Consider the following 22,423-nt stretch of genomic DNA (forward strand, 5'->3'; position numbering starts at 1 on the left):
CCCCGCCAAGCCTGGATTAAGCGCGTAAAACGATAAGCCTATCCCGCACAATCGCCGCAATCCGAACCGAAGCCTGGCATATGGCCCCGCTTTTGCTTTCAATGAAGTTCAGATTTCCCGATTCAGCGCTAATGCGCCCATTTTTGGCGGTTATTGGAGCCAAAAATACAATCCACTGATTTTGCCGGTCAATAACCCACATCACACAATATGGGCGCACAACCGTTCGCTGATATTTCCGCTTTCTGGACCGAGTCGCTGGCGAACGAACTACTGCGCTTTTTTTACGGCCGATTGAAATGTCCGGATACGGCGGCGGAATTGACCCACGATACCTATCTCGGCTTGCAACAAAGCATTAGCAGGCTGGTGAAAAACCCACTGATATTTCCCCTTACCCACGGTTGCCGTGATTTTTTCGTGTTGAAATCGGTCATGACATCGAGTTTCAAGCGTTTTGCCCCTGTTTCAAGGGCTTTTTATTCGCCTGAAGCCGTCTGTGGACGGTTTTCAGGCGTACTTCACCCTAGGTGGGCGCACTCCACGCCGGTTTCGGCGTGAACACCAATAGGTTGAGCAAGCGCGTCAGGTTGTAGGCGGCGAAGCAAAACAAGGCTTGGCCAGCGACTTTGGCTAAGCCGATGTGACGGGTTTTGCGCAGGCCGCCGACCGTTTTGACCCAGCCAAAGGCTTCTTCGACGATTTTGCGGCGCTTGAGGCTTTGGGCGTAACCTTTGCCGCGCGCGGTGCGGCCATCGACGGCACTGCCGGTCTTTTTCCGGGCCACATGGGCTTTGATGTCTTGCGCCTTGAGTCCGTTGACGAAAGCCGGTTGGTCATAGCCTTTGTCGGCACCGACGCTACCGCCTTTGGGCACACGGCGTTTGATCATTGTTTGCGCGGCTTCGATTTCGGCGGTGCCGGTGGCTTGGGTGGTTTCGACATCGACAATCAGGCCGTTGCGATTCTCGGACAAGGCATGGGTGATGTAACGCAGTTTGGCCTCGGTGTATTCGCCTTTCTTGTAGAGCCGCGCTTCCGGGTCTGTCGTGCTTTGGTGGGTGGCGTTGCTGCGCTTTTCGCCGCTGAAGTCGACCTCGGGATTGCGGCCGGCGGGTTTGTCCGGGCCGCTGCCGTCTTTCTTAACGAAGCTTTTGTGCGAGGCCCAGGCTTCAATGAGGCTGCCGTCGACACTGAAGTGTTCGTCGGACACCAGGTTTTGCCATTCGGCTATGGCCAGTACCCGCTCAAAAAATTCGCGACTCAGCGCTTCGGACAGCAGCCGTTCGCGGTTGGCGCTGAACACGCTGCGTTCCCAGACAGCATCGTCGATGCCCAGACCGACAAACCAGCGAAACAGCAGGTTGTAGTCCAGCTGTTCCATCAACTGGCGTTCGCTACGAACGGTGTACAGCACTTGCAACAGCAAGGCGCGCAGCAGTTTTTCGGGCGCAATCGACGGGCGGCCAGTGTGCGAGTAACGCTCGGCAAAGACGGCATTCATAGAGGTCAATACGCCATCGACGAGTAGACGTAAACGACGCAACGGATGCTGTTTGGGAATACGTTCTTCCAGGCTAACGTAGCTGAACCAGCTATTTTGAATGGCATCGTGTCCGCGCATTGAAAGGCTCCAAATTTAGGTAGCCTATTTTAACAGTTGGCGGCTCATCTATGCCTTAGCCTACTTGGCTTTTCGAGTTTTTCACCAGCCTGTTAGCAGAAATTCGCCGGATAACATCCGTGCCATGGCATTTCGCATAGCCGTCAATCTGGCCATCGACCACCAGCGTAAAACCATCGTCAGGGATCGGCATAGCGCAACCGACGATTTCGACACTATTGCCGATACCGTAGCGTCGGCGGCGGCGCAACCGGAGCAAATACTGATGGCCAGGGAACGGCTATCCAGGTTGAACAGCGCACTTAACAGCTTACCGGCGACGACCCGAACCGTATTTTTGCTGCACGGTTCCGAAGGCCTGACCTACTCGGAAATCGCCGAACGCCTCGGCATATCCAAATCCCAGGTCAATAAATTACTGGCCGAGGCGATGCGGCATTGCTCGCAACAAATGCCCGATTGACCGATGCCGCACTTAACCTCCACCGCGTAACGCAATTAACTGCCAGCATAGCGATATCGGTAAAATCGCCTCTACCGTGGTCGTTTTAGCGCGGCAAACGTCTTTATAGATAGCCTTACCAATATCCTATTGCCAATTCAAAATGATTGCCCCATCGGACCCAGCCAGCAGCCTCTCGGTAAAGGATCAGGCCATAGATTGGTTGATCCGGCTGCGAGACGATCAGGTTGGCGACGACGATCTCGAAGCCTTCGCCGAATGGTTGGGACAAACGCCGGCACACGCGGAAGCCTTCGCCGACGCCGAACAACTGTTCAAAGACATGGTGTTGGCTGCCGGCGATCCTGCGCCAAGCGCAAGCAACTCAGTCGCGCCGCCCAAGACAGCGCAAACCGTTCCGCTGACGAAGCGGCTGCGCCAAGTCGGCATGCAGCGCTGGCTAGCTCCGGCAATCGCTATCGCCGCAGCTTGGCTGGTGGCGGTCGGCCTGGTCATGCCGAAACAGGCGCATTTACTGAGCGATTATCTCAGCGACTATCGCACCCAAACCGGCGAGCTGCGCGAAGTTCAACTCAGCGACGGCAGCCGTTTGCTGTTAAATACCAACAGCGCGATTTCAGTGGATTTCAGTTCGAATGCGCGGCAAATCGTGTTGCACCACGGCCAAGTTCGTTTCACGGTCGCCAAGGATGCGCAACGGCCATTCGAGGTGGTCGCCGACGACCTTAAAATACGGGCTCTAGGCACGATTTTCGATGTCTACAAAAACGGTCATGCCCAGACCCGCGTCATTGTGCAGGAGCATGCGGTGGCGGCAACGCTAATCGGTAACGGCCCGGAACCCGCCGGCGTCAAAATCCGGCAAGGGCAGCAATTGAATGTTCAAGCGGGACAACCCTTGCCGCAGCCGGAACCGGCGACACTGGAGCAAGCCACGTCTTGGCAACAACGCCGCTTGGTAATCAATGACCGGCCGCTGATCGAACTGTTAGCGGAGCTGGAGCGCTATCGCCTGGGCAGAATTTTTGTCGGCGACGCGTCGCTGAACCAGCTGCGCGTCAGTGGCGTGTTCTCTTTAGACGATCCCGAAAGCGCCTTGCGGACGCTGCGCCAGGCACTGGCATTAAAAGAAACCCGAATCGGCCCGTGGTGGGTGGTGCTCCACCGGTAAAGCGGATTTTCCGAATCGAAGTTAACCGCCGCCAGCCACCGGCCGCAACGGATTTCAGCAAGGAAGGCTCTTGAGAAACGCCAGCACAGATTTGGGAAGCTGCGAAAGTAGCCGGATTGCTGCCAAACCCGGTCGATCGGCAACAGATAGCGCTAATTCGGCCCGGAAATCCGAAATCGGCAAAACGCTGCTTGCCGGAATGCTGGCTTCGTACCATCTGTTCGGCGTCGGCGCGGTATCGGCAGCCGATCCCAGCGTTCGCCACTATCGGATACCCAGCCAATCGCTAAACAACGCACTGCTCCGTTTTGCCACGGAGTCCAATCTGGAACTGGTGTTTTCGGCCGACGGGGTACGCGGCATCGACAGCCCCAATCTGGACGGCGATTTCACGCCGGAGCAAGCCTTAGGCAAACTGTTGCAAGGCAGTGGTTTCAGTTACCGATTCAACGACGCCGACACCGTCACCCTGGAATTGCAGCCGCAGACCACGGACCAGGCGCTGCCTTCCAGGCCTGTCACCCTCGAGGCATTGACGGTGATCGGCGAAACCGGCAGCAAGATGCCGGCGGCAACCGACCCGACCACCGAAACGCTCGTGGAAACTGGCGTCCCCAGGTACGCGGTCGCAACTATCGCCAGCGCCACCCGCACCGATACCCCGACCAGACAAATTCCGCAATCGGTGCAGACCGTCAAACGCTCGTTAATCGACGACCAACAAAGCGTGACCGTCAGCGAGAGCCTGATCAATGTCAGCGGCGTGGTGCCGCGCAATACGCTGTACACTCCGGCGCTGGAAGGCACCATTATTCGCGGTTTTGCTTCGGAACAACTGCTCGACGGCTTCACCCAGTATTACAACCCCGGCGATCGGGAAAGCACCGCCAACATCGACCAGGTCGAAGTGCTCAAGGGCTCGAATGCGCTGTTATACAGCGGCGGTTCCGGTTCGCCGGTCGGCGGCGTCGTCAACATCAGCTCGAAGCTGCCCCAAGCCAAAGTTTTCGCCGAAGCCGGCGTCAAAGTCGGTAGCTACGATTTCTATCAGCCCTTCATCGACCTCAACCAACCGTTGAACGACAACGTGCTGTTTCGGATCAACGCCGAATACACTGCGGCCGGCAACCGGATCGATGCCATCGACAGCCAGCGTTTCAATGCCAATCCCGCGCTAACCTTCACCGACAACGACCGCACCCGTTTCACCGTGCAGGGCAAGATTTCGCGTTGGCAGCAGCCCGAATACCAGGGGGCGCCGGCCACCGGCACGATTGCCGGCGACTTCCGCAGCGACAGCGACCGTTTCATCGGTCCCGCCAACGCACCGGACAGCCGTTCCAAGACCGATGCCGTTTGGGGCACTCTCGAACACCGACTCAACGCCATCTGGACCTTGACGCTGAAAGCCCGTTACGCCGAGTCGGCTTTCAACCAACGAGTGCAAACGCTATTCGGCGACGACAACTTCTCCGCCGACCGGCCCTACTCGTTATTCGGTTCAACCACTTGGGCCCTGGTCAACGCCGAGTTGAGCCAGCATCAACAGGAGCGTAGCGTCCAGGGTTACGCGGTCGCTAAATTCGATCTGGGCCCGAGCAAGCATTCGCTGGTTTTAGGCGCCGACGGCAGCCGGCTCGACGATGCCGGCTTCATTGATGCCGACATGGCTCGTACCGGCTTGGCCGACCTGTCCGCGCCGGTTTTCAACCTGCCGTACCACAAGCCCGGCCCCGGAATCGACAACCAGTTTATCGGTAACCTGACCTACGGCGGTTATGCGCAACTGCAAAGCGACTTTTACCGGCGTTTTCATCTGCTTGGCGGGCTTCGGCTGGGCACGGTCGAAATCGGCTTTGAAAATCGGCAGTTGCATATCCGAGCAACCACCGACAGCCAAAAGCTGTTGCCAAAAGTCGGCGGAGTCGTCGACCTGACCGACCATATTTCCTGGTTTGCCGGTTACAGCGAAGGTGTGCGCGGCCAGCCGTTCGTCAATTTTGTGTCCACGCCGCTGCCCGAACTGTCGCGCCATCTCGAAACCGGCTGCAAATTCCAAGTCGCCGACCAGCTCAGCGGCCAAGTCGCCGTCTACCGGATAGACCGCAGCCAGGTCGCTGTCACCGATAGCGGCGATATCGAGCGCCGTTCCGTCGCGGCCGGACAACAACGTTCTCGGGGAATCGAAGCCGATCTGGCCTGGCAACCATTCCAAGCTTTGAGCGTACTGGCCAATTACGCCCATACCGACGCCCGCTTCGCCGACGGCAAAGCCGGGGTCGCCGCCGGTAACCGCTTGCCGCAGGTGCCGGAAAATTCCGGAAGAGTTTGGAGCCATTACCGCTTTCAAGCCGGAATCCTTAATGGCTGGAGCGCTGGATTTGGCGTTTATCTGCGCGACGGCGCCTTTTTGTCGAACAACAATGGCTTTAAAACTAGCGGCTATCACAGCTTCGATGCCGCCATCGCTTACGAAACCGGACATTTTAAGTTAGCCGCAACCGTCAAGAATCTGACCGGCGAACGTTATTTCCTACCCTACGACTATTTCGATGGCCGGGTGGCGCCGGCGGCCAATACGTCGCTGTTCGCGACCTTGTCGGTGAAATACTGAGCCATCCTCCGCGCCGAGTCGCCGTATTCGCACCGCGCGCGCCAACCCGGTCGACGCAAAAAATTAAACCTGTTCGCCACTTTTTTGTGGTCGTTTTTTTAGTTCATCCGACTTCCTATATGACGATGTTTCGATCCCGTTGCGAACGCTTTGGCGGCGGCATCGAACTTCGCCGCCCCGCTACGGCCATCGATGCCGCGCTGTAGCCATTGGTGATCTCGCCAGCCTGGAGCGATGTTGCAGGCATAGGACACCAGCCACATCCGCCGCGAGGCGGAGCCGGAAAGCCACGGGTCTTGGACGACAAGACGGCCGGGTTGCCTTCGACCGACAGGTTGAGGCTGTCGTAACGCGGCAGCCGATCGAACCGGATTATCTCGTTACCGGTTCGACACCTGGCGTTTGCAAGTTAAACGCTAACCGTAAACCGTAATTTTTAAGGAAAAAATATGCATACCAAACCCGCCAAGTTACTCTTTCCAGCGCTAACCCTAGCATTTGCATTCGCCTCGACAAACGCTAGCGCTACCTTGCTAAACGCCAGTTCCGGCGGCACTTTTACCATCAATTTCGACCGCGATGCCTTTGCCAACATGTTGGGTGGCAGCGCCAGCGGTATTGCCGGCATATTCAACGACCGGTTTTATAACGCGGCCGAATCCGACTACACCACGCAGTCGGGTGGTGCGCTGTTAGCCGGTCGGGATAATGTCGAATCGGACTCTACTAATTTGATCCACACCCTGACCGGTACTTCTGTCAATTCGGTGCAAGCAACTTCTCGCCACGCTCAAGCCACTTCCGCCGACTTTGCCATCGACTCCGATTCCGGCAGCTTTGCCGGAACAGGGCAACTGGGCATGCTCGGGGTGCAAGCCATCGGCATAGGCGCCACCGCGCTTGCCGGCCCTTATGCTGGCGGCGGTATGGTCTATGGCGATTATTCGCTTAAGTACAACAGCGCTTCTGCCTATTGGTCTTTGCAAAACAATATTTTCTTCCCTATGGAAGCCTATGCGTTGGCCGATTTGGCACTGGTCTTCACAGATGCCAATAACTGGCAATTGACCGGTAATTTGCTGCTGAGTGCCGACAATGCCAGCATGTTGTTTGGAACCGAGGGGGCCAATGTCGGCACGTTCAAACTGAGCGTCGGCTCAATTTCCGCAGTACCGGTTCCGGCTGCCGTTTGGATGATGGGGTCCGGTTTATTGGGTTTGCTGGGCATCGCCCGCCGGCAAGCCGCGGTTTAACACGGGTTATGCGCCGCAGCCGACGCTTTTTCGGGATCGGTTGCGGTTTTCCCGGAATTGCGCCGGTCAGGCCGGCTAACGCCCCGGAATCTTAATTTACGCAGGAGCGCCCATGTCAGTTGCTTTTCGTTGTGCCGGTTCGGCACCAAGAATTTTCTTTGTCCTTACGCTCAGCGTTTCAGGTGTATTTTTCACCCCTTTCGGTGCATTCGCGGCCACGCTGAATGCCGCGGCGGGCGGGACTTTTACGATGAACCTGGACCGCAATGCCTTTGCCTTACTCAACGGCGGCACGGCCTCTAATCCCGGCGACTTTTTAGTGCAGTTTTTCGATACGCAGGCTTCGGATTATAAAAGCTACAGCGATTCGTATTTTTACCTGGGCAATACCAGCCGCACGGAAGTTTCGGCCCTGAATTTGGTGCATGACATCACGCCGGTCGGCAGCAGCAATCCGACAGGCCAGGCCGCCAACCGCCACGTCAAATCCACCACGCCCAACTTTTCAATCGACAGCGAGACCCTGGCCGGGACGGGTTTGCTGGGCATGACCGGTATCGAGCTGTTCCGCGGCCTCTACAGCGGATCGCTCATCACTGGCGACTATTCTTTGCTGTACAACCCGAATAATCGGCAAAATGCCTGGGCCGATTTGGGGCAAGACGGCACACCCAGCGGCTGGTACCTGCAAAACAATGTCAGCTTTAGCATGGTGGTTTATGAACTGACCAATCTGGTAGTGAGTTATACCGACGCCAATCATTGGCAAATGAGCGGAGACTTACTGATGAGCCCGGAAAATGCCGACTTTTTACACGGCGCGCGTCTGGCCGATATGGGCGATTTTTGTTTGGGCGTTGGCAGCCACAGCGGTTGTGGGCAAGTGAGCACCGTGCCGGTACCGGCGGCTCTATGGTTATTTATCAGCGGATTAACCGGTATGTTTATCGGCCGGCTGCCAGGCCGCCGGAGTTGATTCCCATGCGCGCGATACCTTACTTAATATCTTCGCTTGCCATGTCGATGCTAGCTACGGCCGGCCATAGTTATGCCCAATCGCAATTTACTTATGGCCCTTACGTCAGCGTGCAAATGAATGTCGACGGCAACGGCAATAACATCCCGGGCGATGCCGCTCACGAGCCGACCATCGCCTTCGATCCCAATAACCCGGATAAACTGGTCGCCGGCTGGAAGCATTTCGCCAGCGTGTTATCCGGCAGCCGGGAAGGCGGCTGGGGCTTCAGCGACGACGGCGGCAAGCACTGGCAATTTCAGGGTTCGGTTACTCCCGGCCAGCAACGTACCAACAACATGGTCGATGTGGACTCGCTTGGTAATTTCTACTACCAAAGCCTGCATTACGACGCTACCGGCAGTTATGCGCAAGATATCGAAGTGCTTAAATCGATCGATAGCGGGATCAGTTGGCAAGCACCGGTTTACGCCCACGGCGAAGGTGCCGACAAAGGCCGCATCGGCATCGACCGCAGCGGAGCGGCGAGCGACGGCCATATCTATTTGGCCTGGCGCGAGGGCCTGGACGATCGGCATTTCAGCCGCTCAACCAATCATGGAGAGAGCTTCGAGGAACTGATAGCCATCCCCGGCAACCCGGCTTTCGGCACGATAGGCGTCGGCCCGCAAGGCCAGGTTTATGTTAGCGGGCGGAGCGAAAACGGCGAACTGGTGGGTGCCAAACTGGTATTTGAGGCTTATCTGTTTGCGACCTCGCCGGATGCGCGCAATCCGCGCGTTACCCCGACGTTTACCACGCAAACGCTGGATTTGGGCGGATCGCCGGTGATGTTTCAATACCGGAACAACCCCAACCAATACGGTCCGCCCGGCGATGTACAAGTCAGCGTCGATACTTCCGATGGCCCGATGCGCGGCAATATTTATGTCATGGCCCCGGTCGATCCGGCGGGTATCGACAATATGGACATCAATTTCATTCGCAGTACGGACGGCGGTCTGACCTGGTCGGCCCCAATGCGCCTGAATAACGATCCCGCCGACCGCAATGCCTATCAATGGTTTGCGATGCAAGGCGTCGCGCCCAATTCGCGGATCGACGCCGTTTGGTACGACACGCGCGGCAGTTTACAGCCCGGCATTTCGCAACTGTATTACGTTTACTCTTGGGACGGCGGCGTTACCTGGAGCGCCAACCAGGCCGTGACCGCACCGTTCAACACCCAGATTGGCTACCCGCAGGGTGCGCAAAAACTGGGCGACTATACCCATTTGGTTTCCGACGCCAACGGCGCGCATGTCGCCTACACCGCCACTTACAACGGCGAACAGGACGTGTATTACCTTAACCTGTTTCCGGACTGCAACCACAATGCAATTTCCGACGTGTTGGATATTCAGCAACGCCGCGTCGGCGACACCAACGCCAACCATCTGCCGGATAGCTGCGAAAACATCATTGTGCCCGGCGATATCGATGGGGATAAGGACGTTGACCTGTCGGATATCAAGTTGGTATTGGCCGCAAAGAATCGCGCCGCATCGGCCAATAACGATCCCCGCGATCTGGATCGGAACGGCGTTATCAATATGCTGGACGCCAGAAAACAAACGTTGTTATGCACGCGTTCGAATTGTGCAGTTTAAGCGACAGGAAGGAATTTGATGTTAACCATGAAAATTAATTTGTTGTGGGCGCCGATGTTGCTGGTTGCCAGTAGCGCGCAAGCCGGCATCGAGTTGGGCTTTGGCTTGGCCGCACAATCAGGCAGCCGTGTCGAGGTACCGATCGTGGTATCCGGCTTGGTCGATGTTTCGGCACCGTCGTTGGCCGCCTACGATCTGGACATCGGTTCCGATTCCCGCCGGCTAGCGTTCTCCTCGGTAAGTTTCGGCAATCAATTGGATGTATTCGGCCTGGGCATAAACCCAGCTGCAGCGGAATCGGTTGGGCCTGTGCCCGGCTTGCTGAATTTATACGAACTGTCGTTGGACAGCGGAAACGACTTGGATGCGTTTCAGGCCGACAGCTTTACTTTGGCTACACTGGCATTTAACGTCCTGCAACCCGGCAGTAGCGACCTTACCATGGTTGCCAATGCTCTGAGCGATGCTCACGGAGAGTCATTGCCGGGAGTCAGTGTGCAAACATCGGCGACCGTTACTACCGTACCGATACCGCCCGCCGCCTGGTTAATGTTGAGCGGATTGGGATTTGGGGTAAGGCAGCCTCTAATACCAAAAACCCGCTTAAGGACCGGTTTTAAACCTGCTTTCGACCGAGTTTATAGAAATTAAAGCGTCTCACCGCGCGATCCGAATGGCCGCGCGGTAATCTCGAATGGTTACTGGATATTCCAAACGCCCATCATGCCCATGTCCTCATGCTCGAGGATGTGGCAATGGAACATGGTCATACCGGTAAAATCGGGAAGGCAGCCGGGTTTTAGCGTATAAAACAATTCTACCGCCTCGGCGTTACTCAACAGCCCCATATGCTCGACTTAACCGTTCCCAACTCGGCCAACGATTTCCACGGCCGCCACATCCGTTTGGTGCTGGACAGTTACCGGCGTTTGCTGGGAAAGCCGTTGTTACAACCCGCTGCCGGCCAGTCGCTGGGCGAAGCCGCCTTTAACGCCGAATTCGTGCTGCTGTCGCACACGGCCGATGCCGACCCGCTATTCAACTACGGCAACCGCCAAGCCTTGGCATTGTTCGAATTCCAGTGGGCGGAATTGGTCGGCCTGCCGTCGCGCTTTTCGGCGGAGCCGGTCAACCGCGCGGAACGCGAGCGCTTGTTGGCGCAAGTGTCCGGCCGCGGTTATATCGACGATTATTCCGGCGTGCGCATCGCCAAGTCCGGCAAGCGGTTTCTGATCGAACACGCGGTGGTTTGGAACGTTTACGACCAATGGCGGCGCTACTACGGCCAGGCCGCTTGTTTTAGCGATTGGCGCTTGCTACCCTGAAGCGCCTGCCCGTTTCCTCGAATCCAGCGGAGAATTTTATGTTCAAAAAATTACTGAAACATGGCGGCCGCATCGCGTGCGGCTTGATTGTCGGCGCGGCCGCACCGGCAATCGCCGACGAAGTAGGTTGCGTGACCACGGCCTGGAAATTGATCGGCGCCAACCACAAAGTCTGCGTCGATGTGTTCGAAGACCCGAAAATTCCGAACGTGATTTGCCATATCAGCCAGGCCAGAACCGGCGGTATCTCCGGCGGCTTGGGGCTGGCGGAAGATCCGTCACAGTTCTCGCTGGCCTGCCGCCAGATCGGCCCGATTGCGTTACCGGCCAAATTGCCGGCCGAGGAAACCGTATTTTCGGAAAGCACCTCGTTATTGTTCAAATCGACCAACATCACCCGCTTGTGGGACGCCAAACACAACACGCTGGTCTATCTGGCAATCAGCCGCAAGGTGATCGAAGGCGCGCCGGCCAACAGCGTGTCGACGGTGCCGGTGATGCCCTGGGGGAAATAAGCCGGCGCTCAGGCCGGCGGCTGGCTAGTGGCGGTTCGGCCTGCCGTCGGCGGCGCGATCCATTTCAGCAAGGCCTCGTACAATGTCGCCGGCAGGATCGGTTTGCCGATGAAATCGTTCATGCCGGCTTCGGCGCATAATTGCTGGTCGCCGTGCATTACGTTGGCGGTCATCGCAATCACCGGCAACTTCAAGCAGGACGGCATTTGCCGGAGCAGCCGGGTGGCCTGGTAGCCGTCCATCACCGGCATCTGCACGTCCATCAACACGCAGTCGTAACGGCCGGCTCGCAGTTTTTGCAGCGCAATTTCGCCGTTTTCGGCCACATCCACCTGAATTTGGGCTTGTTCCAGTAATTCCACCGCGACGATGCGGTTGATTTCGTTGTCTTCGGCCAGCAGTACCCGGCTGCCGTGCAACGGCCGCAACCGTTCGGGTTCGAAACTGCTGCGGTGGCGGCGCATCTGGAAATTGCGGATCGTGGCCAAATCGGTGACGCCGAGCAGCACGTCGAAGGTAAAGGTGGAGCCGATGTTGGGCCGGCTATCGACCCGGATGCTGCCGTGCATCTGTTCGATCAATTGTTTGGAAATGATCAAACCCAGGCCGGTGCCGCCGTAATTGCGGGTCACGCTGCTGTCGCCCTGGCTGAATGCCTGGAACAGTTTGTGTTGCTGTTCGGCGGTAATGCCGATGCCGGTATCGCTGATGGCAAACTGCAAGCGCACCGTCGCCGCATCGCGCTGCAACTCGGTGACGGCGACCCGGACTTCGCCGCGCTCGGTAAACTTGATCGCGTTGCCGACCAGATTGATAAAAATTTGCCGCAAGCGCTGCGGATCGCCGATCACGGCATGGTAAGCGTCGGTTTGCTCGGGCCGGATCAGGCGGATACCTTTCTTGGCGCTGAGCTGCAACATGGTCGAGAACACGTGTTCCAGCGTTTCTTCCAATAAAAACGGGATCGTCTCCAACTGCATCTTGCCGGCTTCCATTTTGGAAAAGTCGAGGATGTCGTCGATCAACGCCATCAGCGAATGTGCCGACGATTCCACCCGCAATAAATATTCGCGCTGCTTAACGTTCAACGGGCTGTTCAGGCACAGTTCGACCAAGCCGACGATGGCGTTCATCGGCGTGCGGATCTCGTGGCTCATATTGGCCAGGAATTGGCTTTTGGCCTGGTTGGCCGATTCGGCTTCCAGCTTGGCGGCTTCCAGTTCCCGGGTTCGGGTCTGCACCTGGATTTCCAGCTCGGCTTCGTGGGCTTCGGTCTGGGCCAGCATGTTGTTGAAGGCCTCGGCCAGATCGCTGATCTCGTCGTTGCCGGCGTAAACCGAGCGCCGGCTGTAATCCTGGTCCCGTTCGATCTGGCGCGCGGTTTCCGCCAGCCGCAGGATCGGCCGCAAAAACGAGCGTTGCAGGCGCTGCACATATAAGCCGACCACGCTCAAGGCGATCAGGATAATGCCGGCGTTCAGTAGCGCATTGAACAACAAGGTGTGGTAGCTCTGTTTCAGGCTGGCTTCCAGCGTGATATAGCCGACCACCTGCTGGTTCTTGTGCAGAATCGGTTGAGTGATAGACCGGGTTTTGGCAATTTGCTCGGGCCACCATCCGTGCCAGGCCGACGCCGGTTTGCGGTAGCTGACCAGGGTTTTGCCGGCGGTGTTCTGAATTTGGCCGGAAATGATGTCCGGATCGTGGGCCAGCGCGTCCAGAATTTCCTGTGCCGTCTGGGCATCGTCGAACAGCAGCGCGAAACTGCTGTTTTGGCCGATCATGCTGGCGGTAAGCTGCAATTTGTAGCCGATGGCCTGTTGTAACGCGCCGTATTCGCGCACCGTCAGCGACGCTGTCGCCACCATCAAACTCAGCATCACCATCAGGCGCAGGATATTGCCGAGTTTGCGGCTGATGGAGATACGCGGTTGAGTCGAGGCGGTCATTCTATTAGTTCGGCCATCCGAAGCAATTTGGAACTCAATGTTAAATGGGCGGATTTTACCGGCGCTAAATTTACCACCAATTTCAACTTATTATCGCGCAAGCTGAATTGCACCATGCCGCCGGCGGCGGCGAAGCCGTCGCTATCGCCGACCAGCAACACGTGCCCGGCTCGCGCTTGCTCGGCGACGTCCGCGGTCAATAAGCCGTTTTCGGCCAGGAACAAAATGCTGCAGCCGCCGATGCCGGCGTTGGTTTCGATAGCGACGTGCACCGGCGCGCCGTCTATGGTTTGCCCTTCCAAAACCGGTAGAAATTTACGCAGCGGGCTGGCGCCGCGCAAACAGATGACGATGGGCCGCGGCTCCGGCCAGCGCGTCAATTCGGCGAAGTGGAACAGGTAGGCGGTTTTCAGTTGAAATTCGCGATCGCCGGCCGCGGATTCCGCCGCTGCGGCGGCCGCAGCGCTTAGCCAAACGCAGAGGCTGAGTAGCATATATAGGAAAACGCGCATCGTGTCGCTCAAGCCTAAAAGCGCCAGGATATTTGCGCCAGATAGCCGCGTTGCACCTGGCTGGAAACCGGGATGTACAACGCGTCGTTGAATTCCGGACGCTGGCCGTCCAACAGATTTTGCCCGACCAGCGACAGCTCCAGGTTCTTGGCCGGGTGCCAGCCCAGCCGCAGGTCCAGCGAAACGTAATCCGGAATCCGGGTTTGGTTGACGGTGATGCGGTCCACATAACGCAGCCAGGCGTCCAGTTCGATATCGTCGGTCAAATCCAGCATCGAACGCAACGACAGGCTGTGCTGCGGATTGACCGATTCCTCGGCCAACGGGTCCAGAAACCAGGGTTGCCGGTTGTCGGCTTCGTTGTCGAAGCGGATGCCGGTATAGGAAGCTTGCAGGCGCCAATCGTGGCTGACCCGGTAGTTGGCGGCCAGCTCCAGGCCGTAACTTTTCACGTGCCGGTAATTGCCGACGCTGAGGTCGAGAATCGGCAACGGAAAGCCCGGCGCTTGGGCATTGCCGGTAAAGCCGGCGACCTTGACGCCCTGGATCCGGTCGTAAACGTTGTAGAACAGGGTGCTGTCCAAGTCCAGCCGGTTGCTAATCTGCCAGCGCCAGCCCAGCTCGTAGGCCACCACGTTTTCGGTGCGCATGTCCTGGTTGGCGTCGGCCAGAAAAAACAACGATTGTTGGCCCGGAACCGGCAGAAACAGCCGGATGCTCTGCTGGGCGCGGTTGGGCAGCGCCACCGCCCGCGATACCCCGGCCCAGAGCCGGTGGCGTTTGTGCGGGGTCCAGATCAGCCGGGCGTTGGGTTCGGTTTCCCAGCCGGTGTAAGTGAAGTGTTCGACCCGGTTGCCCAAGGTTAATTGCAGATTGTCCAGCAACTCGATGTTGTCCTGGGCGAACAAGCCGATGTTGTGTTGGGTAAACCGGTCCGGCTCGAAGCCCAGCGTCAGCGAGTTGTCGAAACGGTCGTCGATAATCTGGTAATTCAAGCCCCACATTAAACGGTGGTTGCCGAATAACGGCTGGCTGTGCTGGATGTCCAGATTGTAATGCGAGCGGCTCATCCGGTTGGTGGCCATCTGCCAGTCGGTCTGGGTGAAGGCCATGTTGACCCGCAATTCCCGCTCGCCGTCGAATTGGTGGGTCCAGTTGCCTTGCAGGCTGCCGGATACGCCGTCCTTGCCGAAGTCGTCCTGGCGCCAGTACGGCGGCGTGGCCGACGACACGCCGGTCAAAAAACCGTGCAGCCGGTAACGGGTGGCGGTGGCTTCCAGCATTAACTGGTCGCGTTCGCTCAGTTGGCTGTCCAGGCGGAAGTTGGCGGACTCGGCATCGCCGGTATCGTGGGTGTTGTGCACGCCGGCCATATCCACACTGGCGTCGCGCACCACCGCATTGACCGAACCCCGCAAGTAAGTCGACTCGGACAGCTTTTGCCCGTAACGGACGCCGCCGAAGCCGCGTTCCTCGGTGCCGCCGCCGGCCGTGAGCAGGCCGCCCTCGGTGTCGGCCGCCGAACGGGTGACGATGTTGATCGCGCCGTTCACCGCATTCGCGCCCCACAAACTGCCGCTGGGGCCGCGCAGCACTTCGATCCGCTCGATGTTTTGCAGCAGCGGAATGTGCTGGCCCCAATACACGCCGCTGATCAGCGGGTCGTAAATGCTGCGGCCGTCGACCATGACCTGCAGTTTGTTGGCGTAGAGGTCGTTGAAGCCGCGGGCGCTGACGCCCCAGTTCCAACTATTGACCCTGGCTACGGCCATACCCGGCGCCATGCGCAACAACTCCGGCAGGCTGGTGGCGCCGGAACGGCGGATATCCTCGGCGCTGATCACAAACGCCGCGGCCGGCGTGTCTTTGACGGTTTGCGCCTGGCGGGCCAGACCGGATACTTTCAGCTCGGTCAATTCGTCCCAACTCAAGGACAACAACTCGCTGGTGCTGTCCAGCGCATCTGCGTCGTCGTCGTCGGCCATCGCCAGTTGCGCCAATAGCAGCGTCAGGCATAGGCCGGCGAGTTGGCGAATCAGGCGAGTTGAGGCCATGGTCTGGGATTAAGGCAAAAGTTGTCTTGCATTATAAGTGAGTCGCCGCCGCAGGCAACGCGACTATGGTATGAACTGCGCCGGACTATCCGCTCAAAACAGCGCCGAAATGGCCGCGCATTCGTCGGCGTCGAGGGCAAATTCGAAGATCGCCAAATCCTCGCGCATATGTTGCTCGGAACTGGTGCCGGTCAGCGGCACGACGCCGTGCTGGTGCAGATAGCGGAAAAATATTTGCGCCGGCGTCCGGCCGTGCGCGCTGGCCGGTCCGGTTAGCGCCGGGTGCGCCAGAAGCCGCGGGTTGGCGGTCAAGGTCCAGAAACTTTGGTAGACGATCTGCCGCTGCCGGCAGAAGGCGCGAATCGGTTTGTCGTAGCCGGTGTCGGCATAAAACCGGTTTTGAATTACGGCCGGTTTGACCGTGGCGGTTTGATACAAATATTCGAACAACGCAAAATCGTAACAATTGCTGATACCCAACTGCCGCACCTTGCCGGCCGCGACCAAGCTTTCCATGGCTTGCCAGACTTCCAGCAACTGGCCGCGGTCGGCCAGCGGCGAATGCAGCACCAGACCGTCCAGATAATCGGTTTGCAAATTGCGCAGCGAAACCGCGAACGACTGCGCGACCTGCTCCGCCAGCCCGGCGCGCGGGTCGTAAGGAATCCGTTGCGGATCGTGGCCGTTCAGCGGCGTGAATTTGGTTTGCAGGTAAAGGTCGGCGCGGTCAAGGCCCAAATTGGCGCAGGCGGCGGCAATGCCGCGGCCGACGCCGGCTTCGTCGTAATGCTTGGGTTGGCAGGCCGTGTCGATGCCGCGAAACCCGGCGGCGATGGCTTGCTCGACCAGTGCGGCAGTGCGTTCCTGTTTCCAGGCCGTACCGTAAAGAATGCCCGGCATGCGCACGCCGGCGGCGGAAACAACAAAAGCGTGGTCTGGCATGAGCGGCTCCCGAAAAAAGCTCGATCTTCGGCGATTGCCGCGGGGCCGTCAATTCCCGACATATTCCAAGCCAAACCAAGCCTTCGATTCCGATAGGGTTACACCGTTGTTTATCACGGTCTTTGGAAGCGATGGAAGGCGCAATCGACCCAAGGCGGAAGTTCGTGTATTTATCTAGAATCTCGGTTTAAAATTTAAATCAGCCATTCAAATAATAAAAGTTGTAGGGTGGATAAGCGAAGCGCCATCCACCCTACGGCCCTAACAGTTTCGATGTAAACTAGGCCATCGATTTCGATATGGTTTCAACTGCGTTGAATGATGGTTTTTGGAAGTGGAAAGAGTGTATGTGACACTTTCTTGTCGGCCTCATTTATCAAACAGGTTATTGAAAAAAGAAAATCGGTGGAGAAAATCTTCCAATTTGCCGTTAAAAGCCATTTTGGCTCAAGGAGCAATGACTTAAGTAATTTTTTTACGAGAAATGCTTTTTTTGACTAAAAAGTGGAGCAGATTTTTAAATTTCAGCCGCCTGTTAACCAAATTACTGATTCGCAGCAAACTATCTTGTGATAGTTGATTAGAGAATAATTGAATTTTCATTCAGAATTAACTATTTAAATTTACTTTTATGACTACAGGTTATATTTACATATTAGCTAATAGCTCAATGCCTGACTTGGTGAAAGTTGGATATACAACTCGAAGCCCCGAAGAAAGAGCAAAGGAACTCGGCGCTAATACAAGTGTAGCTGTACCATTCATCGTTGCTTTTAAGCGTTTAGTCTCAAATTGCGAGGCTGTTGAGCGAATGATCCACGACCGACTGGCTGCAAAGGGGTTTCGGGTTGCAGAAAATAGAGAATTCTTCAGAGCACCCGTATCTGTTGTTGTAGATATCATCTTAGGCTTACCACCGGAAATACTTCAGGTTTCACCTGGAACGATAACTGAATCTATTTCGCCCAATCTACTATCTAAAGAATCATTGCCGTGGATTGATCTATGGCGACAAGCTGAGTCGCTTTTTTATGGCCTTGGGGATGACCTAGAAGATAGAGAGGCTGCAAAACTAATCTATCTCGATGCAATAAAGCTTGGTTCTTCTTGGCCATATTTCCGCTTAGCCGAAAATGAATTTGCGACTAATATTGATTCCAATCGATGGACTGAAGCTCGTCGATATGCAAGAGAAGGCGTGGCTAAAGGCAACTATCTTTGTTATTTAACTTTGGCAAAAATTAGCAATATGCAGAACGATATGATGTCGGTTGTTAAGGCAACAAATCTTCTTTTTCGAACGAGAGCGGAAAAATCTGATACTAAGCTCGAAAGTATTCTGAGCTTTGTTTCTGAACTGCAGAGTCTCTTCTTTCAGGCTCCTGACGTTTTGGACAATATCAACGAAGTGTCCTTAAGTGAAATCAGGTCTTTGATAAGTGAATTACTAGATGAGTGTGATCGCAATGCTAACTTGATTATTAAATTTTGGCCCGAGGGACATGAACGGGGACTTAAAGATAACCAAAGACTTAAGGATAAAATTAAGTCGTTGTGTGTATAGCCCGGTAGATACGCACCGCGTACCTTCTGGCTTTTGCTACCATGAAGGCTTTAACAGGTTGGTGAAAAACTCTTTTTTGCAACCAATCAGACCTATATTTAGTACTACAAGATTGATTCAGCACTAAATAAAGGCTTCTTCTAGCTAAATTAGTGGCTGGAATATGGTTTTTCACCAACCTGTTAATGGTAAGCGATGCGTACACATCTGATGTGCAATTAGCATTCGATCAAGCGTTACAGGCTCCGAACCGTACATACAGAAAGGAAGCCCAACAGTCCGCTTTTGGCCGGACGGCGCCACTCGGGGGGAGGGACTGGAACCGCGTAGCGATTTCGTCGAAACGTTCAATTCCCCGCCGGCTACCTGCGCCACCCCGCCGAAGCAGCGCGAAAACTGTGCGCCAGCCAGCGCGGTGCTGCGCCCGGTTTTTACATTTTCCCTTACGCCAAGTATGCTTTCCGCCGGAACGTTTATGGAGCACGCACAATGGGGCCGGGAAGTTTTGCCTATTTTCCCTCAATCGATTTACCCGCCATCGAAAGCCGGTTGGCGGAATGGCGCGCGGTTTTTCCGGAAATGGGGGTGCTGGCCTTGTTTCCGGAAGCCGAAAAGGCGCAGATTTCGGAATTGCAGGCCTTATGTAACGATTGCGGTCTGCCGCTGTGCGGCGCGATATTTCCGCAATTGGTCTACGCTACCGATTTTCGCAGCAACGGCCTGTGCCTGCTGCGTTTCGACCGGATGCCCTACACCGCGCTGTTCGAGGTACCGCGGCAGGACGGGATCGGTGCGGCCGAGGCCGCCGACACCATTGCCGGCCACATCGGCCGCCATCTCGAAGACGATGTGCCGGCCACCTTGTTTTTAATGCTGGATGCGCTGCTGCCGAACATCGGTTCCTTGCTCGACGAACTTTACCTGCGCCTGGCCAACCGCGTGCATTACGCCGGCGCCAATGCCGGCAGCGAGACTTTTCAAGCCATGCCCTGCTTGTTCGACAATCAGCGGATCGTCGGCAGCGGCGTGTTGGCGATGTTGCTGAAGCCGCATTTCGGCGCGGTGTTGGAGCACGGCTACCGCAGCGAAGCCGAAACGTTGCCGGCCACTTCCACCGACCGCAACCGGATCATCCATATCGATTGGCGGCCGGCATTCGAGGTTTACCAGGAACTGGTACGGGCCAAATTCGGCGTCGAGATTACCCGCGATAACTTTTACCAATACGCGGTGCATTTTCCGTTCGGCATTCTCCGCGCCAACCACACGACCTTGGTGCGGATTCCGGTCATGCTCGACGCGGACAACGCGCTGTACTGCATCGGCGAAGTGCCGCCCCATTCGATGTTGGCGCTATTGGACGCTCCGCAAGTCGATTCGCCGGATACCTTGCAAACCCTGCACGGCGGATTGTCCAAACTCAGCGGCGATCCGGCCGGCCAAGAGTTGCTGCTGTTTTATTGCGCCGGCCGCCGCCAACATCTGGGTGCGGCCGCCGCCGGCGAAGAATTGGCGATTTTTAAGAATTTCAGCCAAGCATCCGCCATCGCCGGCGGTCTGGCATTGGGCGAAATCGGCGACACCACGCTGTGGGGATACCCTTTGTTCCATAACGCGACCGTGGTTAGCGCCGCCTGGACGAATCCCGCATGAGGCACGACGACGTCATTCCGGTTTTGTACGAAATGGCGATGACGATCGGCGGCGAGATCAGTTTGCAGCCGCTGCTGACCCGCACCCTGCAACGCCTGCTGTACTTCACCTCGTTTCCGGCCGGTTTCATTTGCCTGGATCTGGCGCCGAGCGCAACGGCCGGCGACGCTTATCTGGAGGCGGCGCTTCTGGCCGCGATCGGCGATTTTCAATTAATCAAACACATCGGCGACAGAATAACGCTACCGGCCGCCTTGGCGCTGGGTCCGGCGGCTCGGGAAGACGACCGGGCCGCGTTATTCTCCGGATTGCCGGTGAGTCGGGACCGCTACCGGGCGTTTCTGCGCTTGCCGATAACCGACATCGGCGTCGTGATTCTGATCGCGCCGATCATGCCGGAAACTCATCTGCCGCTGACGCGGATGTTCGAGCCGATCATGGCGCATTTGGCCAGGGCAATATTGCTGTGCCGGCATTACGACCAACATACCTCGCAACTGATTGCCGACAAACGCCAGGCCGACCAGCGCGCCGAGTTTCTAGCGTTGCACGACGGCTTGACCGGGCTGCCCAACCGGGCATTGCTGCTCGACCGCATTCAGCAAGCGATGGCGATGGCCACCCACAACGGCCAATACGGCGCGCTGTTGACGCTGAACCTCGACCATTTCAAGCAACTGAACGACATTTACGGTTACGAGACTTGCGACAAGATTCTGGTCGAAACCGCGCGCCGGCTGGAGCATTGCGTGCGGGAGGGCGATACCGTGGCCCGCTTCGGCGGGGACGAATTCGTCTTGCTGCTGTGGCCGTTGTCGGTATCGAAGCAGGAAGCGGCGATTCAGGCCGAAGCCATCGCCCAAAAGGCGCAGCAGGCGCTGCTAACGCCTTACCAATGCGACTCGCGCGGTTTGCTGGCGACGTTCAGCATCGGCATCAGCCTGTTCCGGGCCCACGGCGACAGCCTGGAAAGCCTGCTGAAAAATGCCGAAACCTCGTTGTACCAGGCCAAAACCGCCGGCCGCAATACCATCCGCTTCTTCGATCCGGGGATACAAGCCGCGATGATGCAGCGGCTGGAATTGGAGGCTGACTTGCTGTCTGCAATACGCGGCAACCAACTCGAGCTTTATTACCAAATCCAGGTCAACGACCGCGGGCTGGCCACCGGCGCCGAGGCTTTGATCCGCTGGCACCATCCGCGGCGCGGAATGGTTTCGCCGGCGGTATTCATTCCGCTGGCGGAAGAGGCCGGGTCGATTATCGAAATGGGCGATTGGGTGCTGGCCGAGGCTTGCCGCCGGCTTGCAGCCTGGCAGTCCGATCCGCGGCTAGGCCGGCTGGAGGTGGCCGTCAACGTCAGCGCGATTCAGTTTCAACAACAGGACTTTACCGCCAAGGTCGGCGCGCTGTTGGCCGAATACCCGTCGGTGTCGCAACGCTTGAAACTGGAGCTGACCGAAAGCGTGTTGTTGAACCGGGCCGAGGATGCGATCGAAAAAATCCGTTTACTAAAAAACCAGGGCATCCGCTTTTCGCTGGACGATTTCGGTACCGGTTATTCGTCGCTGGCCTACTTGAAGCGCTTGCCGCTGGACCAATTGAAAATCGACCAAAGTTTTGTCCGCGATATCGCCAGCGACCCGAGCGCCGCGGCGATCACCCAAACCATTATCGCGATGGCGCAGACATTGGGCTTGGAGGTCATCGCCGAAGGTGTGGAAACGCAGGAACAATTGGGGTTGCTGAGGAATTTCGGCTGTCGCCATTACCAGGGTTATCTGTTGAGCCGGCCGCTGTCGGTCGGCCAATTCCAGGCCTTGCTGGCCGGCGGCAACCCGCTGTTAGATGCGGCCGAGGCGGAATGACGCCAAACCGCAGCGCCGCTCCGGTTTGACCGGCGTCAAGCCGTAACAGCCGTGGGGTTCGGCTGCGGCCGGTAACGCCGCTTCGCTTGATACATGCGCTGGTCGGCAATCTCCAGCAAGGCATTGATGTCGCCGCTATCGTCGGGAAATTGGGCGGAACCGATACTGGCGGACAGCGCATAGCCCCTGTTCTCGAACGAAAACGGCGCCTCGATGGCCGAATTGATCCGGGCGACGGCCGCTACTCCCAATCGGTTGGAAAGTTCCTGAATAATTAGTCGTCCCTGAAAA

20 protein-coding genes and 1 riboswitch are annotated in these 22,423 nt (G+C 57.1%); of the genes, 13 read left to right on the forward strand and 7 right to left on the reverse strand.

Translation table 11 applies throughout. From position 1 onward, the window contains the following. Positions 1–210 precede the first annotated feature (210 nt). Positions 211–561 (forward strand): hypothetical protein, encoded by a 351-nt coding sequence (locus tag VXJ35_RS00325; protein WP_197495924.1) that lies wholly within the window; start codon positions 211–213, stop codon positions 559–561. Here the strand turns inward: VXJ35_RS00325 and VXJ35_RS00330 are convergent. Beyond that, positions 527–1,624 (reverse strand): IS5 family transposase, encoded by a 1,098-nt coding sequence (locus tag VXJ35_RS00330; protein ID WP_064020022.1) that lies wholly within the window; start codon positions 1,622–1,624, stop codon positions 527–529. The genes VXJ35_RS00325 and VXJ35_RS00330 overlap by 35 nt on opposite strands. 64 nt (positions 1,625–1,688) lie before the next feature. On the opposite strand from VXJ35_RS00330, the gene VXJ35_RS00335 reads away from it, so the two are divergent. From VXJ35_RS00335 to VXJ35_RS00365, 7 genes are all read left to right on the forward strand, one after another. After that, on the forward strand, positions 1,689–2,087 hold the full coding sequence (locus VXJ35_RS00335) for an RNA polymerase sigma factor (RefSeq protein ID WP_269454919.1): 399 nt from the start codon (positions 1,689–1,691) through the stop codon (positions 2,085–2,087). A gap of 142 nt (positions 2,088–2,229) precedes the next feature. Further along, positions 2,230–3,258 carry a FecR family protein gene (locus tag VXJ35_RS00340; protein WP_064020024.1) on the forward strand — a complete coding sequence of 343 codons (1,029 nt, stop codon included), beginning with the start codon at positions 2,230–2,232 and terminating at the stop codon, positions 3,256–3,258. Positions 3,259–3,457: 199 nt separating this feature from the next. Next, positions 3,458–5,872, forward strand: a complete 2,415-nt coding sequence (locus VXJ35_RS00345; RefSeq protein WP_064023302.1) for a TonB-dependent receptor — start codon at positions 3,458–3,460, stop codon at positions 5,870–5,872. Between the two features lie 246 nt (positions 5,873–6,118). After that, positions 6,119–6,197, forward strand: a riboswitch (cyclic di-GMP riboswitch). 124 nt (positions 6,198–6,321) lie between these two features. Continuing rightward, positions 6,322–7,125 (forward strand): hypothetical protein, encoded by an 804-nt coding sequence (locus VXJ35_RS00350; RefSeq protein WP_197495926.1) that lies wholly within the window; start codon positions 6,322–6,324, stop codon positions 7,123–7,125. Positions 7,126–7,375: 250 nt separating this feature from the next. Further along, on the forward strand, positions 7,376–8,101 hold the full coding sequence (locus tag VXJ35_RS00355; RefSeq protein ID WP_064020026.1) for a hypothetical protein: 726 nt from the start codon (positions 7,376–7,378) through the stop codon (positions 8,099–8,101). Positions 8,102–8,106: 5 nt separating this feature from the next. Then, the gene (locus tag VXJ35_RS00360; protein WP_157198028.1) at positions 8,107–9,750 is read left to right on the forward strand and encodes a hypothetical protein; all 1,644 of its coding nucleotides are present in this window, start codon (positions 8,107–8,109) and stop codon (positions 9,748–9,750) included. A 27-nt stretch (positions 9,751–9,777) separates the two neighbouring features. Beyond that, on the forward strand, positions 9,778–10,401 hold the full coding sequence (locus tag VXJ35_RS00365) for a cohesin domain-containing protein (RefSeq protein WP_157198029.1): 624 nt from the start codon (positions 9,778–9,780) through the stop codon (positions 10,399–10,401). Between the two features lie 47 nt (positions 10,402–10,448). Here the strand turns inward: VXJ35_RS00365 and VXJ35_RS00370 are convergent, their stop codons facing one another. Further along, positions 10,449–10,598, reverse strand: a complete 150-nt coding sequence (locus VXJ35_RS00370; RefSeq protein ID WP_197495930.1) for a multicopper oxidase domain-containing protein — start codon at positions 10,596–10,598, stop codon at positions 10,449–10,451. On the opposite strand from VXJ35_RS00370, the gene VXJ35_RS00375 reads away from it, so the two are divergent. Further along, a complete protein-coding gene (locus tag VXJ35_RS00375; RefSeq protein ID WP_064020029.1) occupies positions 10,599–11,075 on the forward strand; it encodes an MEKHLA domain-containing protein in 477 nt (158 codons plus the stop codon). Positions 11,076–11,113: 38 nt separating this feature from the next. Continuing rightward, entirely contained in the window at positions 11,114–11,590 is a 477-nt protein-coding gene (locus VXJ35_RS00380) for a CreA family protein (RefSeq protein ID WP_064020030.1), read from the forward strand. Between the two features lie 8 nt (positions 11,591–11,598). On the opposite strand, the gene VXJ35_RS00385 is transcribed toward VXJ35_RS00380, so the two are convergent. The 4 genes from VXJ35_RS00385 to VXJ35_RS00400 form a co-directional block, all read right to left on the reverse strand. Further along, positions 11,599–13,539: a hybrid sensor histidine kinase/response regulator gene (locus VXJ35_RS00385; protein WP_064020031.1), complete on the reverse strand. Its 1,941-nt coding sequence runs from the start codon at positions 13,537–13,539 to the stop codon at positions 11,599–11,601. Then, complete coding sequence (locus tag VXJ35_RS00390; protein ID WP_064020032.1) at positions 13,536–14,051, reverse strand: YfiR family protein; 516 nt, start codon at positions 14,049–14,051, stop codon at positions 13,536–13,538. The genes VXJ35_RS00385 and VXJ35_RS00390 overlap by 4 nt, the downstream gene beginning before the upstream one ends. 14 nt (positions 14,052–14,065) lie before the next feature. After that, entirely contained in the window at positions 14,066–16,105 is a 2,040-nt protein-coding gene (locus VXJ35_RS00395) for a TonB-dependent siderophore receptor (RefSeq protein ID WP_064020033.1), read from the reverse strand. 93 nt (positions 16,106–16,198) lie between these two features. Continuing rightward, positions 16,199–17,047, reverse strand: a complete 849-nt coding sequence (locus VXJ35_RS00400) for an aldo/keto reductase (RefSeq protein ID WP_064020034.1) — start codon at positions 17,045–17,047, stop codon at positions 16,199–16,201. Positions 17,048–17,678: 631 nt separating this feature from the next. Between VXJ35_RS00400 and VXJ35_RS00405 the strand changes: the two genes are divergently transcribed. The 3 genes from VXJ35_RS00405 to VXJ35_RS00415 all read left to right on the forward strand — a co-directional run bounded on the left by VXJ35_RS00405 (position 17,679) and on the right by VXJ35_RS00415 (position 22,132). Continuing rightward, positions 17,679–18,611 carry a GIY-YIG nuclease family protein gene (locus VXJ35_RS00405; RefSeq protein WP_082880748.1) on the forward strand — a complete coding sequence of 311 codons (933 nt, stop codon included), beginning with the start codon at positions 17,679–17,681 and terminating at the stop codon, positions 18,609–18,611. Positions 18,612–19,100: 489 nt separating this feature from the next. Next, positions 19,101–20,264, forward strand: coding sequence for an FIST signal transduction protein (locus tag VXJ35_RS00410; RefSeq protein ID WP_064020036.1), 1,164 nt, complete (start codon positions 19,101–19,103; stop codon positions 20,262–20,264). Further along, on the forward strand, positions 20,261–22,132 hold the full coding sequence (locus VXJ35_RS00415; RefSeq protein WP_064020037.1) for a bifunctional diguanylate cyclase/phosphodiesterase: 1,872 nt from the start codon (positions 20,261–20,263) through the stop codon (positions 22,130–22,132). Before VXJ35_RS00410 ends, VXJ35_RS00415 begins: the two co-directional genes overlap by 4 nt. A gap of 35 nt (positions 22,133–22,167) precedes the next feature. Here the strand turns inward: VXJ35_RS00415 and VXJ35_RS00420 are convergent, their stop codons facing one another. Next, positions 22,168–22,383 (reverse strand): diguanylate cyclase domain-containing protein, encoded by a 216-nt coding sequence (locus VXJ35_RS00420; protein ID WP_064020038.1) that lies wholly within the window; start codon positions 22,381–22,383, stop codon positions 22,168–22,170. Between the last annotated feature and the right edge of the window lie 40 nt (positions 22,384–22,423).

This window comes from Methylomonas sp. DH-1 (genome assembly GCF_046097555.1).
Classification (GTDB): Bacteria; Pseudomonadota; Gammaproteobacteria; order Methylococcales; family Methylomonadaceae; genus Methylomonas; species Methylomonas koyamae.

Bases quoted from the DNA above. Each gene is read 5' to 3' on its own strand.
- VXJ35_RS00325 (WP_197495924.1), top strand. From the start codon at position 211: ATGGGCGCACAACCGTTCGCTGATATTTCCGCTTTCTGGACCGAGTCG.
- VXJ35_RS00330 (WP_064020022.1), bottom strand. From the start codon at position 1,624: ATGCGCGGACACGATGCCATTCAAAATAGCTGGTTCAGCTACGTTAGC.
- VXJ35_RS00340 (WP_064020024.1), top strand. From the start codon at position 2,230: ATGATTGCCCCATCGGACCCAGCCAGCAGCCTCTCGGTAAAGGATCAG.
- VXJ35_RS00345 (WP_064023302.1), top strand. From the start codon at position 3,458: ATGCTGGCTTCGTACCATCTGTTCGGCGTCGGCGCGGTATCGGCAGCC.
- VXJ35_RS00350 (WP_197495926.1), top strand. From the start codon at position 6,322: ATGCATACCAAACCCGCCAAGTTACTCTTTCCAGCGCTAACCCTAGCA.
- VXJ35_RS00355 (WP_064020026.1), top strand. From the start codon at position 7,376: ATGAACCTGGACCGCAATGCCTTTGCCTTACTCAACGGCGGCACGGCC.
- VXJ35_RS00360 (WP_157198028.1), top strand. From the start codon at position 8,107: ATGCGCGCGATACCTTACTTAATATCTTCGCTTGCCATGTCGATGCTA.
- VXJ35_RS00365 (WP_157198029.1), top strand. From the start codon at position 9,778: ATGAAAATTAATTTGTTGTGGGCGCCGATGTTGCTGGTTGCCAGTAGC.
- VXJ35_RS00370 (WP_197495930.1), bottom strand. From the start codon at position 10,598: ATGGGGCTGTTGAGTAACGCCGAGGCGGTAGAATTGTTTTATACGCTA.
- VXJ35_RS00375 (WP_064020029.1), top strand. From the start codon at position 10,599: ATGCTCGACTTAACCGTTCCCAACTCGGCCAACGATTTCCACGGCCGC.
- VXJ35_RS00380 (WP_064020030.1), top strand. From the start codon at position 11,114: ATGTTCAAAAAATTACTGAAACATGGCGGCCGCATCGCGTGCGGCTTG.
- VXJ35_RS00385 (WP_064020031.1), bottom strand. From the start codon at position 13,539: ATGACCGCCTCGACTCAACCGCGTATCTCCATCAGCCGCAAACTCGGC.
- VXJ35_RS00390 (WP_064020032.1), bottom strand. From the start codon at position 14,051: ATGCGCGTTTTCCTATATATGCTACTCAGCCTCTGCGTTTGGCTAAGC.
- VXJ35_RS00395 (WP_064020033.1), bottom strand. From the start codon at position 16,105: ATGGCCTCAACTCGCCTGATTCGCCAACTCGCCGGCCTATGCCTGACG.
- VXJ35_RS00400 (WP_064020034.1), bottom strand. From the start codon at position 17,047: ATGCCAGACCACGCTTTTGTTGTTTCCGCCGCCGGCGTGCGCATGCCG.
- VXJ35_RS00405 (WP_082880748.1), top strand. From the start codon at position 17,679: ATGACTACAGGTTATATTTACATATTAGCTAATAGCTCAATGCCTGAC.
- VXJ35_RS00410 (WP_064020036.1), top strand. From the start codon at position 19,101: ATGGGGCCGGGAAGTTTTGCCTATTTTCCCTCAATCGATTTACCCGCC.
- VXJ35_RS00415 (WP_064020037.1), top strand. From the start codon at position 20,261: ATGAGGCACGACGACGTCATTCCGGTTTTGTACGAAATGGCGATGACG.